This window comes from Buttiauxella cochleicola (assembly GCF_021282435.1).
Lineage (GTDB): Bacteria > Pseudomonadota > Gammaproteobacteria > Enterobacterales > Enterobacteriaceae > Buttiauxella > Buttiauxella massiliensis.
Genome location: NZ_JAJSOT010000009.1, coordinates 139,639 through 155,665 on the forward strand (window position 1 = coordinate 139,639; position 16,027 = coordinate 155,665).

Consider the following 16,027-nt stretch of genomic DNA (forward strand, 5'->3'; position numbering starts at 1 on the left):
CCGCCAGATGAACACCACTATTGCACAACAAATTGCTGATGAAGGCGGCGTTGAAGCCTATCTGCACGCACAACAAAACAAAAGCCTATTGCGTTTTCTGACCTGCGGCAGCGTGGATGACGGCAAAAGTACGCTAATTGGCCGCTTGCTACATGACACGCGCCAGATTTATGAAGACCAACTTTCTTCGCTGCATACCGACAGCAAACGTCACGGTACGCAGGGTGAGAAACTGGATCTGGCATTGCTGGTGGATGGTCTGCAAGCCGAGCGCGAGCAGGGCATTACTATCGATGTGGCTTACCGTTATTTCTCCACTGAAAAACGTAAATTCATTATTGCTGATACCCCAGGGCATGAGCAGTACACCCGTAATATGGCGACCGGTGCTTCAACTTGCGATCTTGCGATCTTATTGATCGATGCGCGTAAAAGCGTGCTGGATCAAACGCGCCGCCACAGTTTTATCTCCACGCTGCTAGGGATCAAACATCTGGTGGTGGCGGTTAACAAAATGGATCTGGTGAGCTTTAGCGAAGAGACATTTGAGCAGATCAAACAGGATTACCTGACTTTCGCAGAGCAACTGCCGTCGGATCTGGATATTCGTTTTGTACCGCTTTCAGCACTGGAAGGCGACAATGTTGCCACGCAAAGCTCTAACATGCCGTGGTACACCGGCCCAACTCTGCTGGAGCTTCTGGAAACGGTAGAAGTGAAGCGTATCGTTGAACAACAGCCGATGCGTTTCCCGGTGCAGTACGTAAACCGCCCAAATCTGGATTTCCGTGGTTATGCCGGAACGCTGGCATCAGGCATCGTGAAAGTTGGGCAACGCGTTAAAGTTCTGCCGTCGGGTGTTGAGTCTGCCATTGCACGAATCGTCACTTTTGATGGAGATTTGCAACAAGCCGCTGCGGGTGAAGCTATTACGCTGGTGCTCAAAGATGAAATCGATATCAGCCGCGGCGACCTGCTGGTTGATGCCAGTGATACACAGCCTGCAGTACAAACGGCAAAAGTCGATGTGGTGTGGATGGCTGAACAACCATTGGTGCCGGGCCAAAGCTACGACATTAAAGTCGCAGGCAAGAAAACCCGCGCTCGCGTCGATAACATTCACTACCAGGTTGAAATTAACAGCCTGACACAGCGCCTCGTGGAAAGCCTGCCGCTGAACGGTATTGGCCTGGTGGATTTAACCTTTGATGAACCACTGGTGCTGGATAAGTACCAGGAAAACCCGGTCACTGGCGGGTTGATTTTCATCGACCGACTGACCAACGTGACGGTTGGCGCTGGCATGGTACGTGAGCCACAAGAAGAGGTGTTTCAGGAGCCGTCAGCATTTAGCGCGTTTGAGCTGGAACTGAATGCACTGGTGCGCCGTCACTTCCCACACTGGGGTGCACGCGATTTGCTGGGAGGCAAATAATGGCTGAGCACGACGAAAATGTCGTCTGGCATGCCCATCCAGTAACAGCTGAGCAGCGTGAGAGTCTTCACCAGCACCGGGGCGCGGTGCTGTGGTTTACCGGGCTTTCGGGCTCGGGTAAATCCACCGTTGCTGGCGCCCTGGAAGAAGCGCTGCATAAACTTGGCGTGAGCACTTACTTGCTTGATGGTGACAATGTACGCCACGGTTTGTGTAGCGATTTGGGTTTTAGCGATGCCGATCGTAAAGAAAACATTCGTCGTGTCGGTGAAGTTGCCAACTTGATGGTGGATGCGGGGTTAGTCGTGTTGACCGCCTTTATTTCGCCACATCGGGCTGAGCGCCAGATGGTGCGTGATCGTGTGGGGGAAGGGCGGTTTATTGAAGTGTTTGTTGATACTCCACTTTCCATCTGCGAAGCGCGCGATCCGAAAGGTTTATACAAAAAAGCCCGTGCGGGCGAACTGCGTAACTTCACCGGAATTGACTCAGTCTATGAAGCACCAGTGAATCCGGAAATACACTTAGACGGCGAACAATTAGTAACAAATTTGATAGCCCAATTATTAGACCTGTTGCGTCGTGACGTTATTATCAAAACCTAAGACATTGCCAGGCGCCTAACGTGCCTGGCTTGCAGGGTTTACGGAATCGTTATGCGCAATGGCACTAACATGGCAATTACATCGGCTGAAGCAAGCCCTGGTACCGAAGAGACAACCTGGTCATTGGCCGGCGCGTTCATCGGTTTTTTGTCATGGCTATTAGCGCTGGGTATTCCTTTCCTGATTTATGGCCCTAACACGCTGTTTTTCTTCCTCTATACCTGGCCATTTTTCCTCGCTTTGCTACCTGTAGCGGTTGTCGTGGGAATTGCACTGCACTCTCTTCTACGAGGCCGTTTGATCTTTAGCTGCATTGCTACGGTGCTTGCCGTAGCGCTGATGTTCGGCATCCTATTCTTATGGCTGATGGGTTAATCTTAAAATATTGGCCAAACCGTAACAGACTATTTATGGCTGCATGCCCGCTAACTCACCTGCAAACGCGCATGTTGGCGCTTTCTGTGATAAATTCTGCCGCAAATACGAAGGGCCACCTTGTGCCCAGAGCGAAGCTCGATAAAATTTTGTGCGATGATTGTGCCGTTTTTCAGGGGGCAGGATGGGTAAACTAACGCTGCTATTGCTGGCCTTGTTGGTCTGGCTGCAGTATTCGCTGTGGTTTGGAAAAAACGGCGTACATGACTACACGCGAGTAAACGACGACGTTACTGCTCAGCAGGCGACGAACGCTAAACTCAAAGCGCGTAACGATCAGCTGTTTGCGGAAATTGACGATCTTAATGGCGGGCAGGAAGCCATTGAAGAACGTGCACGCAATGAATTAAGCATGACCAAGCCGGGTGAAACTTTCTACCGCCTGGTACCCGATAGCTCTAAGCGCTTAACTAACAGTGCCGGGCAGAACAATCGATAATCAAGCGTAAGTGAATCTACATGGCAGACTCCTCCCCGGACGTAATTGCCGTGGTGCCGGCAGCAGGTATCGGCAGCCGCATGCAAACGGAATGTCCTAAGCAATATCTAAAAATCGGCGATAAAACTATTCTTGAACACGCAGTGGCGAGTCTGATGGCTCATCCACGCGTGGCTCATGTCGTTATCGCCATTAGCCCAACCGATAGCTGGTTTGCCTCTTTGCCCCTTGCCTCTAACCCAAATATCACCGTGATAAAGGGTGGTGCACAGCGTGCTGACTCGGTACTTGCCGGGCTAAATGTGGTGCAAGGTGCTCAATGGGTTCTGGTGCACGATGCTGCGCGCCCGTGTTTGCATCAGGACGATTTAGCGCGTTTATTAGCAATTACCGAAACCAGCAAAATCGGCGGCATTCTGGCGGCACCTGTGCGTGACACCATGAAGCGCGGCGAGCCGGGCAAAAATCTCATCGCTCATACCGTCGATCGCGAAGACCTGTGGCACGCTTTAACGCCTCAACTGTTCCCTCTGGAATTACTGCGCAGCTGTTTGCAGCGCGCACTCGATGAACATGCCTCAATCACTGATGAGGCCTCTGCTCTTGAGTGTTGTGGCTTCCATCCCGAATTAATTAGCGCCCGCGCCGATAATATAAAAGTGACTCGTCCTGAAGACCTGGCGCTGGCTGAGTTTTACCTCACGCGGTTAACCCAAACGGAGAATAAATAATGCGTATTGGACATGGTTTTGATGTACACGCTTTTGGTGGCCCAGGCCCAATCATCATTGGCGGCGTACGTGTGCCTTTCGAGCAGGGGTTGCTTGCACACTCGGATGGTGATGTCGCTCTGCACGCATTAACCGATGCTCTGCTTGGGGCGGCTGCTTTGGGCGATATCGGCAAATTATTCCCGGACACCGACCCGGCGTTTAAAGGTGCCGATAGCCGCGAATTGCTGCGCGAAGCGTGGCGTCGTATTCAGGCGAAGGGCTACACATTGGGTAACGTCGATGTGACGATTATTGCACAGGCTCCAAAAATGGCTCCGCACATCCCACAGATGCGCGTGTTTATTGCCGAAGATCTCGGCTGCCATATGGACGATGTGAACGTAAAAGCGACCACCACTGAGAAGCTCGGTTTTACAGGCCGTGGTGAAGGCATCGCTTGCGAAGCGGTCGCTTTGCTGCATAAGGCGCGCAAATAATGGATATGCAGAATCTGACCTGGCTGCACGGCAAGCCACAAGGCACCGGGTTAATCAAAGCCAGTCCAGAGGACTTCGTGGTTATCGAAGACCTGGGTTTTGGGCCGGATGGTGACGGTGAGCAACTCCTGTTACGCATCCTGAAAAATGGCTGCAACACCCGCTTTGTTGCTGATGCGCTGGCTAAATATCTGAAGGTTCCAGCCCGCGAAGTGAGCTTTGCCGGGCAGAAAGACAAGCATGCAGTAACTGAACAGTGGTTCTGTGTACGCCTTCCGGGCAAAGAAATGCCGGATATGAGCGGGTTTGAGCTTGAAGGCTGCCAGGTGCTGGAATATGCCCGTCACCGCCGTAAATTGCGTTTGGGAGCTTTGAAAGGTAATCGCTTCACGCTGGTACTACGTGAAGTGAGTGACCGCGCCGATATTGAGCAGCGTTTGAATACAATTTTGCATCGTGGAGTGCCGAATTATTTCGGTAGCCAACGTTTTGGGATTGCAGGCAATAACCTGCACCAGGCCGTGCGCTGGGCGCAAACCAATGCACCGATCCGCGATCGTAATAAGCGCAGTTTTTATTTGTCGGCAGCTCGTAGCGCCATGTTTAACCAGATTGTTAGCGAAAGGCTGAAAAAGTCCGATTTCAACCAGGTTATCGATGGCGATGCGCTGCAACTAGCTGGGCGTGGAAGCTGGTTTGTTGCCACACAGGAAGAGCTTCCTGAGCTGCAAAATCGTGTCGATAGCGGTGAATTATTAATTACTGCACCGCTGCCGGGTGACGGTTCCTGGGGCACGCAAAACGCCGCACTGGAGTTTGAACAGCAGTGTGTTGCTGGAGAAACGGATTTGCAGTCGCTGCTGGTGCGTGAGCGTGTAGAAGCAGCTCGCCGCGCTATGCTGGTTATGCCCAAAGAGTTGAGCTGGAGCTGGTGGGATGACATCACCGTTGAGCTGAATTTCTGGCTGCCTGCCGGCAGTTTCGCAACCAGCGTGGTGCGTGAATTAATGAACGCACCGGGTAATTACGCTGATATTGCTGAGTAACGGTAGAACTTATTTATGGCGGGTAATGATATTACCCGCTTTTTTTTGTTTTAAATTCCGCATTATTTTGTCTCTGACAGTTCCACAACCTCTTGTTTCCAGCTCAATCCTCAGCCCACGGAAGGTGATTTAGTCAACCCAGGATTGTATAGTAGCCTCCAGACTGGCGTTTGTTGTGAATGTTACAAAAACAGCAACAATTTCATGACAGGTGCACTAAAATCAGCTGAATGGGATAAAACAACAAGTTGGAGCGTTTTTTGAGTATAAAAAATACGCGGACAGTAAGCGTCTCATGGGACCAACGTGTGGTTTTATCTTTTTCGTATATTCATATAAAAGAAGCTTTGTAAAAAGAATATGAGAATACTTTTGAGTAACGATGACGGGGTCAACGCGCCGGGCATTCAAGTTTTGGCGGCCCGACTAAGGGAATTTGCTGAGGTGCAGGTGGTAGCCCCCGACCGTAATCGCAGTGGGGCATCAAACTCACTGACGCTCGAATCTTCATTGCGTACTTTCACTCTCGCAAACGGCGACATTTCCGTGCAAATGGGCACGCCGACTGACTGCGTCTACCTTGGCGTCAATGCCTTGATGCGCCCGGTGCCTGAAGTGGTGGTTTCCGGGATCAACGCAGGCCCAAATCTGGGCGATGACGTTATCTATTCCGGCACCGTTGCGGCAGCGATGGAAGGGCGACACTTAGGTATTCCGGCGCTGGCCGTTTCTCTTAATGGCCATGAGCATTATGAAACCGCCGCTGCGGTAACCTGCACGATTCTGCGAGCGCTGATGCGTGAGCCGCTGCGAACCGGGCGCATTTTAAATATCAATGTGCCTGATTTGCCACTTGATCAAATCAAGGGTATTCGTGTCACGCGCTGTGGTAGCCGTCATCCTTCAGATAAAGTTATTCCGCAAGAAGATCCTCGCGGTAATACCCTGTATTGGATTGGGCCTCCGGGCGACAAATTTGATGCAGGTCCGGATACCGATTTTGCCGCTGTTGATGAAGGCTATGTGTCGGTCACGCCGTTGCATGTCGACTTAACCGCCCACAGTGCTCGTGAGGTGGTTAGCCACTGGTTGAGCAAGTCAGGAGTGGATGAGCAATGGTAAGCAAACGCGTACAAACCCTTCTCGAACAGCTACGCAATCAAGGCATTAAGGACGAAAAAGTTCTTGATGCAATTGCCCAGGTGCCTCGGGAAAAATTTGTCGACGAAGCGTTTGAGCACAAAGCCTGGGAAAACACTGCATTACCCATTGGCTCAGGCCAAACCATCTCGCAGCCTTATATGGTTGCAAGAATGACCGAGTTACTTGAACTGACTCCTGAGTGCCGTGTGCTGGAAATCGGGACAGGTTCCGGGTATCAAACGGCCATTCTGGCGCACCTGGTGCATCATGTTTGTTCAGTTGAACGCATTAAAGGCCTGCAATGGCACGCAAGGCGACGTTTAAAACAACTCGATCTGCACAATATCTCAACCCGTCACGGTGATGGTTGGCAGGGCTGGCATGCGCGTAGTCCATTTGACGCTATTATTGTTACGGCAGCACCGCCGGAGATTCCCAGCGAGCTCTTAGCACAGCTGGATGAAGGCGGAATTTTAGTTCTCCCTGTAGGCGAAGATCGACAGTTTCTTAAAAGGATTCGTCGCCAGAATGGGGAATTTGTCATTGATACGGTAGAAGCCGTTCGTTTTGTGCCCTTAGTGAAGGGGGAACTGGCATAACCCGGAAATATCTTGTTTTTTTCTAAGGGTTTTGGCGTAACGTAACGCGCAGCGAAATTTTGATAGCTGGCCTTAAGCGCCAGTTTTGCCGTATTTTCATACATAAGCATATGATTGTTTTTGGGGGATAAATGAGCGCGGGAAGCCCAACTTTTACTTTACGCCGTATTGCAGCGTTGTCGCTGGTTAGCCTTTGGTTAGCTGGCTGTACCAGCAATAACAGCCAGGCGCCTATTAGTTCTGTAGGTGGTAGCAGCAATGCCGGTGGCAGTTCATCTGGTGGAATGCTGATTACCCAGCCACCGAAAATGTCCACTCAAAGCCAGACTCCGCAAATTCAGCCTGTACAGCAGCAACCACAGATCCAGCCTATGCGCACTCAGCCGCAGCCCGTTGTTTCAACGCCAGTTCAAACAGAAAACGGCCGTATCGTTTATAACCGCAAGTATGGGAACATTCCGAAAGGCAGCTATGCCGGCGGCAGCACTTATACCGTTAAACGCGGCGACACTCTTTTCTATATTGCGTGGATTACCGGGAACGATTTCCGTGACTTAGCCCAGCGCAACAATGTCCCCGCCCCGTATGGCTTAGAAGTAGGTCAGACTCTGCAAGTGGGCAGCTCTTCTGGGACGCCAATCACTGGCGGAAATGCGGTCACAACGGCTGATGCCAGCGCGCAAGGCGTCGCTCCGCCACCTGTGCAAAATACCACCGCAGTGGTTGCTTCTAAACCTGTAATTACGTATTCTGAGGATTCAGGTGAACAGAGTGCTAACAAAATGTTGCCGAATAATAAAGGTACTGCGACTGTCGTCACAGCACCGGTTACGGCACCTGTGGTTAGCTCTACGACTACTGTACCAACTGCCAGCAGCACGTCCGATAGCGCGCCAATTTCAACCTGGCGCTGGCCGACTGAAGGCAAGATTATTGAGAACTTCTCTGCTACCGAAGGTGGCAATAAAGGGATCGATATCGCAGGCAGCAAAGGCCAGGCTGTTGTTGCTACCGCCTCCGGGCGAGTGGTGTATGCCGGTAACGCGCTGCGTGGTTACGGTAATCTAATCATCATTAAACACAACGATGATTACCTGAGTGCCTACGCCCATAACGATACAATGCTGGTCCGGGAACAACAAGAAATCACGGCGGGGCAGAAGATAGCTACCATGGGTAGCACCGGAACCAGTTCAACACGTTTACATTTTGAAATTCGTTACAAGGGGAAATCCGTCAACCCGCTGCGTTATTTACCGCAGCGATAAGCCGGCAAAATCCTAAGCTGCACATAGTTATTTAAGTGGTATCAAGGCGGCAACTGAGTGAATCCCCGGGAGCTTATTCAAGTAAGTGACTGGGGTGAATGAAGGTAGCCAACGCTGAGAACGCTTAAAGGACGAAGTGCAAGGTAGGTATTTTGCCCAGGGATCACGGGTAGGAGCCACCTTATGAGTCAGAATACGCTGAAAGTTAACGAGTTAAATGAAGACGCGGAATATGATGAGAATGGAGTTGAGGTCTTTGACGAAAAAGCCCTCGTAGAAGAGGAACCCAGTGATAACGACATAGCCGAAGAGGAGTTGTTGTCACAAGGTGCCACTCAGCGTGTGCTTGACGCAACTCAGCTTTATCTTGGGGAGATTGGTTATTCCCCATTATTAACAGCCGAAGAAGAGGTGTATTTTGCCCGCCGCGCACTGCGTGGTGATATCGCTTCTCGCCGACGCATGATCGAAAGTAACTTGCGTCTGGTGGTTAAGATTGCCCGTCGTTATAGCAATCGTGGTCTGGCTTTGCTGGACTTGATTGAAGAGGGGAATCTGGGGCTGATCCGTGCTGTTGAGAAGTTTGACCCAGAACGTGGGTTCCGTTTCTCAACATACGCAACATGGTGGATTCGTCAGACCATCGAACGGGCAATTATGAACCAAACCCGTACGATTCGTTTGCCGATTCATATCGTGAAAGAGCTGAACGTTTATCTGCGTACTGCTCGTGAGCTTTCCCACAAACTCGACCATGAGCCGAGTGCGGAAGAGATTGCTGAGCAACTCGATAAACCTGTTGATGATGTCAGCCGTATGCTGCGTCTCAACGAGCGCATTACTTCAGTAGACACCCCGTTGGGTGGTGACTCTGAAAAAGCGCTGCTGGACATTCTGGCTGACGAGAAAGACAACGGCCCGGAAGACACCACGCAAGACGATGATATGAAGCAGAGCATCGTGAAGTGGTTGTTTGAACTGAACGCTAAACAGCGAGAAGTGCTGGCTCGTCGTTTTGGCCTGTTAGGCTATGAAGCTGCAACACTGGAAGATGTTGGCCGTGAAATTGGTCTGACTCGTGAACGTGTTCGCCAGATTCAGGTAGAAGGTCTACGTCGTCTGCGCGAAATTTTGCAGGCTCAAGGACTGAATATCGAAGCGTTGTTCCGCGAATAATCGACTCTTCAAATAAAAAGCGGTGACTAAGGTCACCGCTTTTTTTATGGCTTTAGTCAGGTGTTACACCAGGTTTTTAAGCCGATAAATCCACTCCAGCGCCTGTCTTGGTGACAGCGAATCCGGGTCTAACGCTTCCAGAGCTTCTACCGCAGGCGAGGTTTCCTCAGCAACTGACAGCAACGACATCTGAGTACCATCGACTTGCGTGGCAGCCGTGTTATTAGAAAGCGTCTCCAGTTCACGTAGTTTTTGACGTGCTCGTTTAATCACATCTTTTGGTACACCAGCCAGCGCCGCAACGGCCAGGCCGTAGCTTTTGCTCGCTGCACCATCTTGCACACTGTGCATAAAGGCGATGGTGTCACCGTGTTCGATAGCATCAAGATGCACGTTTGCCACACCTTCCATTTTTTCTGGCAACGTCGTCAGCTCAAAATAGTGCGTGGCAAACAGGGTCAGTGCTTTGATGCGATTAGCCAGACTTTCGGCACAGGCCCAGGCTAATGACAGACCATCGTATGTGGAAGTCCCACGACCAATTTCATCCATCAGTACCAGGCTATTCTCGGTGGCGTTATGCAAAATATTTGCCGTCTCGGTCATCTCAACCATAAAGGTTGAACGCCCGGAAGCCAGATCGTCTGCCGCGCCTACGCGTGTGAAAATACGGTCGATTGGCCCGATTTCTGCTTGCTGTGCTGGAACAAAACTACCGATGTAGGCAAGCAGTACGATCAACGCCGATTGGCGCATGTAGGTGCTTTTACCCCCCATGTTAGGGCCGGTAATAATCAACATGCGGCGTTGAGGTGCGAGACTTAGCGGGTTGGCAATAAACGGCTCACTAAGAACTTGCTCAACGACTGGATGGCGACCATCAACCACTTTAATCCCCGGTTTATCGGTCAGTTGCGGACAAGTGTAATTCAGGCTGTAAGCGCGCTCAGCAAGGTTAACCAGCACATCCAGTTCCGCCAAAGCAGTAGCACTTTGCTGCAACGCTTCAAGATGTGGCAACAGCGCATCGAACAACTGATCGTAGAGCTGTTTTTCTAGTGCAAGAGCTTTGCCTTTCGACGTGAGAACTTTGTCTTCGTACTCTTTAAGCTCAGGAATAATATAGCGCTCGGCGTTTTTCAGCGTCTGACGGCGAACATAGTGAATTGGTGCGTGGTGACTCTGGCTGCGGCTAATCTGGATGTAATAACCATGCACGCCGTTAAAACCGACTTTCAGCGTATCCAAACCAAGCTTTTCACGCTCGCGGATTTCCAGTTTATCGAGATAATCTGTCGCGCCATCAGCCAGCGCACGCCACTCGTCTAACTCTTCGTGATAACCTGGTGCAATCACGCCACCGTCGCGCACCAGCACTGGCGGGGATTCCACTACTGCGCGCTCGAGCAATTCACGCAGCTCGGTGAACTCACCCATATTTTCGCGCAGGGTCTGTACATATTCTGTTGGCACATCGGCCAGCATTTCACGCAATTCAGGCAGTTGTTGGAAAGCGTGGCGCATGCGCGCTAAATCGCGTGGACGCGCAGTGCGTAGTGCCAGACGCGCCAGAATGCGTTCCAGATCGCCAACCTGACGCAGCACCGGCTGTATTTCAGCGGTACGCTCTTGTAAGGCTGCGATGGTCTGCTGGCGTTTTTGCAGCACGTCGATGTTGCGAATTGGCATGTGCAGCCAGCGTTTCAGCATGCGGCTACCCATCGGCGTGACGGTGCAGTCCAACACTGATGCGAGCGTATTTTCAAAGCCACCAGACAGGTTCTGGGTTATCTCCAGATTACGGCGCGTTGCCGCATCCATAATGATGCTGTCTTGCTGGCGGTCCATGGTGACGGAGCGAATATGCGGCAGGGAAGTGCGCTGCGTATCTTTAACGTACTGCAGCAAGCAGCCCGCGGCACACAAAGCATGATGAGCATTTTCAACACCAAAGCCAATCAAGTCGCGGGTACCAAATTGCATATTCAATTGTTGGCGTGCGGTGGATATTTCAAACTCCCACAGTGGACGACGACGCAAGCCACGGCGGCCTTCAATCAAACGCGTCTGGGCAAAATCTTCTGCATACAGCAGTTCAGCGGGATTGGTACGCTGAAGTTCGGCGGCCATGGTTTCGATATCTTCAGGCTCTGACAGACGAAAACGCCCGGAGCTGATATCAAGCGTCGCATAACCAAAGCCTTTACCGTCTTGCCAGATTGCAGCCAGCAGGTTGTCCTGGCGCTCTTGCAGCAGGGCTTCATCGCTGATGGTGCCTGGTGTAACGATACGCACGACTTTGCGCTCGACAGGCCCTTTGCTGGTGGCGGGGTCACCAATCTGTTCGCAAATGGCGGCAGATTCACCCAGATTCACAAGCTTGGCTAAATAGTTTTCGATGGCGTGATGCGGAACACCCGCCATTGGAATCGGTTCGCCCGCAGATGCACCACGTTTAGTCAGAGAGATATCGAGTAGTTGCGACGCACGTTTTGCATCGTCATAAAACAACTCGTAAAAGTCACCCATGCGATAGAACAACAGGATCTCAGGATGCTGAGCTTTCAGGCGCAGATACTGCTGCATCATGGGGGTGTGGGCGTCTAAATTTTCCGTTGTACTCATAGTTTTTCTTTTTTAATCCATTGAATTAAAAGTTAATTGTGATTTTTTATTATTGTTAGTGTTCACATTATCTCATGAAGCTGATTTGTCGTGAAAAGCTTCGCTATTACACCACATAACTCTGCGATCACACATTGCCAAAAGGCAGGAAAACTTCGCGCCGTCTCGCAGAGTCTGTTACTACCACTGTGATTTTGATTTACCATAAGTAATACACATTCGTCGTTAGCTATATGGATATCCCAACACATGCGTTACTCCGTCGCGTTACTTCCGCTTATTGTTTTGCTCGCCGCTTGTAGCAGTAAACCGAAAACAGAAACACAGCCTCAACAAACCGGCACGCCTACTGGGGGGTTTTTGTTGCAACCGCAGCATGATGTGTTTATGCAGACGGGGGATTTTGCTAACAATCCAGAAGCTGAGAAATTCATCGATAAAATGGTGAATAAGCATGGTTTTGATCGCCAGCAATTGCACGAAGTGCTTTCTCAGGCCAAACGGCTGGATTACGTTTTGCGTTTAATGGACCAGCAGGCACCGACTACTGCACCACCAGCAGGTCCAAACGGTGCATGGCTACGCTATCGCGGCAAATTTATTACCCCTGATAATGTGCAAAATGGTGTCGCGTTCTGGAATCAATATGAAGACACTCTAAAACGCGCCTTCCAGGTTTATGGCGTGCCGCCAGAAATTATTGTTGGCATTATTGGTGTTGAAACACGTTGGGGCCGTGTGATGGGGAAAACACGGATTGTCGACGCACTTGCTACGCTCTCGTTTGCCTACCCTCGCCGTGCGCAATACTTCTCTGGCGAACTGGAAACCTTCCTGTTGATGGCACGTAATGAAGGCGATGACCCGCTGGCATTGAAAGGTTCATTCGCAGGGGCGATGGGCTACGGCCAGTTTATGCCTTCGGCCTTTAAAGAATATGCGGTGGATTTCAACGGTGACGGCCATGTAAACCTGTGGGACCCGGAAGATGCGATCGGCAGTGTAGCGAACTACTTCAAAGGCCATGGCTGGGTGAAAGGTGATTTGGTTGCGGTTCCTGCCAACGGCCAGGTGCCGGGGCTTGCGAACGGTTTTAAAACTAAATATTCCGTTTCCGCACTGACTGAGTCCGGTTTAAGCCCAACTGCTTCTCTGGGCAACCACCAGGAGGCAAGCTTGTTGCGCCTGGATGTGGGCGATAGCTACCAGTACTGGTACGGTTTACCGAACTTCTACACCATCACACGTTATAACCACAGCACGCATTATGCGATGGCGGTCTGGCAGCTCGGTCAGGCAGTAGCGCTGGCTCGCGTTCAATAATCTTCACCCCCGTCTTATTCTGAGGCGGGGTTAGCTTCCCAGATTGTTATGAAGGTTTTTCCTGATCGTCGATCAGGAATTTACATCGCATTTGATTTGGTTTATGTTATGTTATAACAAATCAAATTCAGTGGTTTTCCTGCAATGCTTCCTATACGGACACTATTCACAGTGGCTGCGCCTGTCCGATTTTGCGCGGTCTTAATTCTGCTGGCTGGGTTATGGCTGGCTATTCGCTGGGCGATAGCTCTGCCATGATCTCGCTAAATCAGTTAGTACTGGGTTATCAGGGAAGGGCAGTAACACCGCCATTAACTGGCCATATTGTGAAAGGCAGTATGACCGCCATCATAGGTGCCAATGGCACAGGGAAATCGACCCTTCTCAAGACGATCCTGAAGTTACAGTCACCTGTATCTGGTCAATTGTCTTTTACTGAGGGGCGCCCACGCATTGCATGGCTGCCACAACTTGCAGAAATGGAAAGGCAGTTTCCTACCACGGTTTACGATGTGGTTTGCATGGGAGCATGGCCCGCTCGAGGTCTGTTTTCCTCGTTGAATCGCCAAATCCGTCTGCGAGTAGCCGATGCCATTGAGCGTGTGGGTCTGACTACATTGAGCAAGCAACCCATCGAAACGCTTTCCGGCGGCCAGTTTCAAAGAATGCTGTTTGCACGCCTGCTGGTACAAAACGCGCCATTAGTATTGCTTGATGAGCCATTTACCGGCGTTGACTCACAAACCAGTGATTTTTTGATGACGCTTATCTGTCAGATGCATCAGGCGGGCCAGACAGTGATGGCAGTGCTGCACGATAACGAGCTCGTTAGCAGACACTTCCCTCAGGTTCTGTTGCTTACGCAAGACCATTTCCATTGGGGCGATACCGCTGAAGTACTGCCCCATTACTGCAAATCAAGTATCAATCTGGCGTTATCCGCATGATTTATCACTTCTTCTTTGAACCGTTTATTGCTTACGGTTTTATGCGACGCGCACTCGTCGCCTGTCTTGCACTATCGATAAGCACAGCCCCACTGGGGATCTTTTTACTTTTACGACGTATGAGTCTGGTGGGCGATGCGCTGTCTCACGCCATTTTGCCTGGCGTTGCTGTGGGGTATTTACTGGCTGGTATGTCGTTGGTTGCGATGGGGATTGGCGGCTTTATTGCGGGTGTGCTGGTGGCGCTAATTTCAGGACTTGTCAGTTCACGCACCAATCTTAAAGAGGATGCCAGTTTTGCCGGTTTTTATCTTGGCTCGCTGGCGTTGGGGGTCACGCTGATTTCATTACGTGGTTCCAGTGTTGATCTACTTCATCTTCTATTTGGTTCCATTCTGGCGGTGGATAGCCAGTCAACAATCTTTGTTGGCGTGATAGCCAGCGTGACGTTGCTTATTCTGGCCGGTTTATATCGTGGACTGGTGATGGAAACTTTCGACCGCAGCTTTTTACAGGTCAATAATCGCCTGGCTCCTCATCTTATTCACGGTGTATTTCTCGCGTTATTGGTTCTCAATTTAGTCGCCGGGTTTCAAATCCTCGGAACCCTAATGTCTGTCGGTCTAATGATGCTTCCCGCTGTTTCGGCACGCTGCTGGGCGAAAACACTACCAGGGGCGATGTTCATCGCTATTGTCTGCGGTTTGTTGTCGGCCTGGATTGGGCTTGCATGGTCTTTTGCCGCCGCATTACCAGCGGGCCCTGCCATTGTTCTTACGGCAAGCGTCGGCTTCTTTATCTCGATTCTTTTTGGTTCGCGCAGCGGGCTGGTTCGTAGCCTTTGTCGAGGCTTGATAACAACAAGCAAGGGGATTAAATGAAACGTTTTGGGATGATGGTGTCATTGGTGTTGGCGTGCTCAAGCCAGGCTGCGTTGGCGAAAAACCTCAATGTGGTTGCCAGTTTTACCGTGTTGGCTGATATGGCAAAACAAGTAGGTGGTGAGCATGTCACGGTGAAAAGTCTGGTGGGGCCAGATGGCGACCCACACAGCTTTGAGCCGTCACCGCAGGACAGCGTCGCTTTAAGTAAAGCTGACGTCGTGATTGTGAGCGGGCTGGGAATGGAAGGGTGGATGGACCGTCTGGTCAGCGCATCAGGCTATAAAGGCAAAGTGATTGTTGCCTCCGAAGGTATTTCTACGCGCAAGATGATCGATGACGGTAAACAAATTACCGATCCTCACGCCTGGAATAGCGCTGAAAATGGCGCAATCTACGCACAAAATATTACCAGGGCGCTGGTGGCTGCGGACCCGGAAGATGCAGCGGCAATCAACGACAGTGGTTCTGAGTATGTTACACGCCTCAAACTGCTCGATAGTTGGGCAAAGACGCGCTTTGAAGCTATTCCGAAATCAAAGCGTAAAGTGCTCACCAGCCATGATGCATTTGGCTACTTTGGCCAGGAGTATGGCGTGACTTTCATGGCGCCAGTGGGCTTCTCGACCGAAGCGGAAGCTAATGCCAGTGACGTTGCTGGGCTAATTAAGCAGCTCAAAGAACAACACATCAAAACTTACTTTATAGAAAATCAGACTGACCCTCGATTGGTAAAACAAATTGCCGCTGCGAGTGATGCCCAACCGGGTGGCGAACTATATCCAGAAGCGTTATCAGCCGCAAACGGGCCAGCCAGCACTTACGAGATGGCGTTCAAGCACAATGTGGATACTATCGCTAACAGCATGAAGTGATTTAACCGGCCAGCATTCGC

At 50.9% G+C, this 16,027-nt stretch carries 16 protein-coding genes; 15 read left to right on the forward strand and 1 reads right to left on the reverse strand.

The features are described 5' to 3' along the window. Positions 1 to 7: 7 nt before the first annotated feature. From cysN to rpoS, 11 genes are all read left to right on the forward strand, one after another. Positions 8 to 1,435 (forward strand): sulfate adenylyltransferase subunit CysN, encoded by a 1,428-nt coding sequence (cysN, locus tag LVQ77_RS18890; RefSeq protein ID WP_232865723.1) that lies wholly within the window; start codon positions 8 to 10, stop codon positions 1,433 to 1,435. Next, the gene (gene cysC / locus LVQ77_RS18895; RefSeq protein ID WP_232905225.1) at positions 1,435 to 2,040 is read left to right on the forward strand and encodes an adenylyl-sulfate kinase; all 606 of its coding nucleotides are present in this window, start codon (positions 1,435 to 1,437) and stop codon (positions 2,038 to 2,040) included. Before cysN ends, cysC begins: the two co-directional genes overlap by 1 nt. 51 nt (positions 2,041 to 2,091) lie before the next feature. Next, the gene (locus LVQ77_RS18900) at positions 2,092 to 2,415 is read left to right on the forward strand and encodes a DUF3561 family protein (RefSeq protein ID WP_232865721.1); all 324 of its coding nucleotides are present in this window, start codon (positions 2,092 to 2,094) and stop codon (positions 2,413 to 2,415) included. Between the two features lie 184 nt (positions 2,416 to 2,599). Next, complete coding sequence (gene ftsB / locus LVQ77_RS18905; RefSeq protein ID WP_151995048.1) at positions 2,600 to 2,914, forward strand: cell division protein FtsB; 315 nt, start codon at positions 2,600 to 2,602, stop codon at positions 2,912 to 2,914. Positions 2,915 to 2,934: 20 nt separating this feature from the next. Continuing rightward, positions 2,935 to 3,645, forward strand: a complete 711-nt coding sequence (gene ispD / locus LVQ77_RS18910; protein WP_232905226.1) for a 2-C-methyl-D-erythritol 4-phosphate cytidylyltransferase — start codon at positions 2,935 to 2,937, stop codon at positions 3,643 to 3,645. Then, a complete protein-coding gene (gene ispF / locus LVQ77_RS18915; RefSeq protein WP_064555179.1) occupies positions 3,645 to 4,124 on the forward strand; it encodes a 2-C-methyl-D-erythritol 2,4-cyclodiphosphate synthase in 480 nt (159 codons plus the stop codon). The genes ispD and ispF overlap by 1 nt, the downstream gene beginning before the upstream one ends. Then, positions 4,124 to 5,170, forward strand: coding sequence for a tRNA pseudouridine(13) synthase TruD (truD, locus tag LVQ77_RS18920; RefSeq protein WP_233338226.1), 1,047 nt, complete (start codon positions 4,124 to 4,126; stop codon positions 5,168 to 5,170). The genes ispF and truD overlap by 1 nt, the downstream gene beginning before the upstream one ends. A 360-nt stretch (positions 5,171 to 5,530) precedes the next feature. Further along, complete coding sequence (surE, locus tag LVQ77_RS18925; protein ID WP_232865718.1) at positions 5,531 to 6,292, forward strand: 5'/3'-nucleotidase SurE; 762 nt, start codon at positions 5,531 to 5,533, stop codon at positions 6,290 to 6,292. Beyond that, positions 6,286 to 6,912 carry a protein-L-isoaspartate(D-aspartate) O-methyltransferase gene (locus LVQ77_RS18930; protein ID WP_232865717.1) on the forward strand — a complete coding sequence of 209 codons (627 nt, stop codon included), beginning with the start codon at positions 6,286 to 6,288 and terminating at the stop codon, positions 6,910 to 6,912. Before surE ends, LVQ77_RS18930 begins: the two co-directional genes overlap by 7 nt. 131 nt (positions 6,913 to 7,043) lie before the next feature. Next, the gene (nlpD, locus tag LVQ77_RS18935) at positions 7,044 to 8,180 is read left to right on the forward strand and encodes a murein hydrolase activator NlpD (RefSeq protein ID WP_232905227.1); all 1,137 of its coding nucleotides are present in this window, start codon (positions 7,044 to 7,046) and stop codon (positions 8,178 to 8,180) included. 183 nt (positions 8,181 to 8,363) lie between these two features. After that, on the forward strand, positions 8,364 to 9,356 hold the full coding sequence (rpoS, locus tag LVQ77_RS18940) for an RNA polymerase sigma factor RpoS (RefSeq protein WP_151995055.1): 993 nt from the start codon (positions 8,364 to 8,366) through the stop codon (positions 9,354 to 9,356). 63 nt (positions 9,357 to 9,419) lie between these two features. Here the strand turns inward: rpoS and mutS are convergent, their stop codons facing one another. Continuing rightward, the gene (gene mutS, locus LVQ77_RS18945) at positions 9,420 to 11,981 is read right to left on the reverse strand and encodes a DNA mismatch repair protein MutS (protein WP_232905228.1); all 2,562 of its coding nucleotides are present in this window, start codon (positions 11,979 to 11,981) and stop codon (positions 9,420 to 9,422) included. A 249-nt stretch (positions 11,982 to 12,230) separates the two neighbouring features. Between mutS and mltB the strand changes: the two genes are divergently transcribed. From mltB to LVQ77_RS18965, 4 genes are all read left to right on the forward strand, one after another. Continuing rightward, on the forward strand, positions 12,231 to 13,304 hold the full coding sequence (gene mltB, locus LVQ77_RS18950) for a lytic murein transglycosylase B (RefSeq protein ID WP_232905229.1): 1,074 nt from the start codon (positions 12,231 to 12,233) through the stop codon (positions 13,302 to 13,304). Positions 13,305 to 13,558: 254 nt separating this feature from the next. Beyond that, the gene (locus LVQ77_RS18955) at positions 13,559 to 14,251 is read left to right on the forward strand and encodes a metal ABC transporter ATP-binding protein (protein ID WP_232905259.1); all 693 of its coding nucleotides are present in this window, start codon (positions 13,559 to 13,561) and stop codon (positions 14,249 to 14,251) included. Then, entirely contained in the window at positions 14,248 to 15,132 is an 885-nt protein-coding gene (locus tag LVQ77_RS18960; protein WP_232905230.1) for a metal ABC transporter permease, read from the forward strand. The genes LVQ77_RS18955 and LVQ77_RS18960 overlap by 4 nt, the downstream gene beginning before the upstream one ends. Next, positions 15,129 to 16,007, forward strand: coding sequence for a metal ABC transporter substrate-binding protein (locus tag LVQ77_RS18965; protein ID WP_232865712.1), 879 nt, complete (start codon positions 15,129 to 15,131; stop codon positions 16,005 to 16,007). Before LVQ77_RS18960 ends, LVQ77_RS18965 begins: the two co-directional genes overlap by 4 nt. Positions 16,008 to 16,027: the final 20 nt, after the last annotated feature.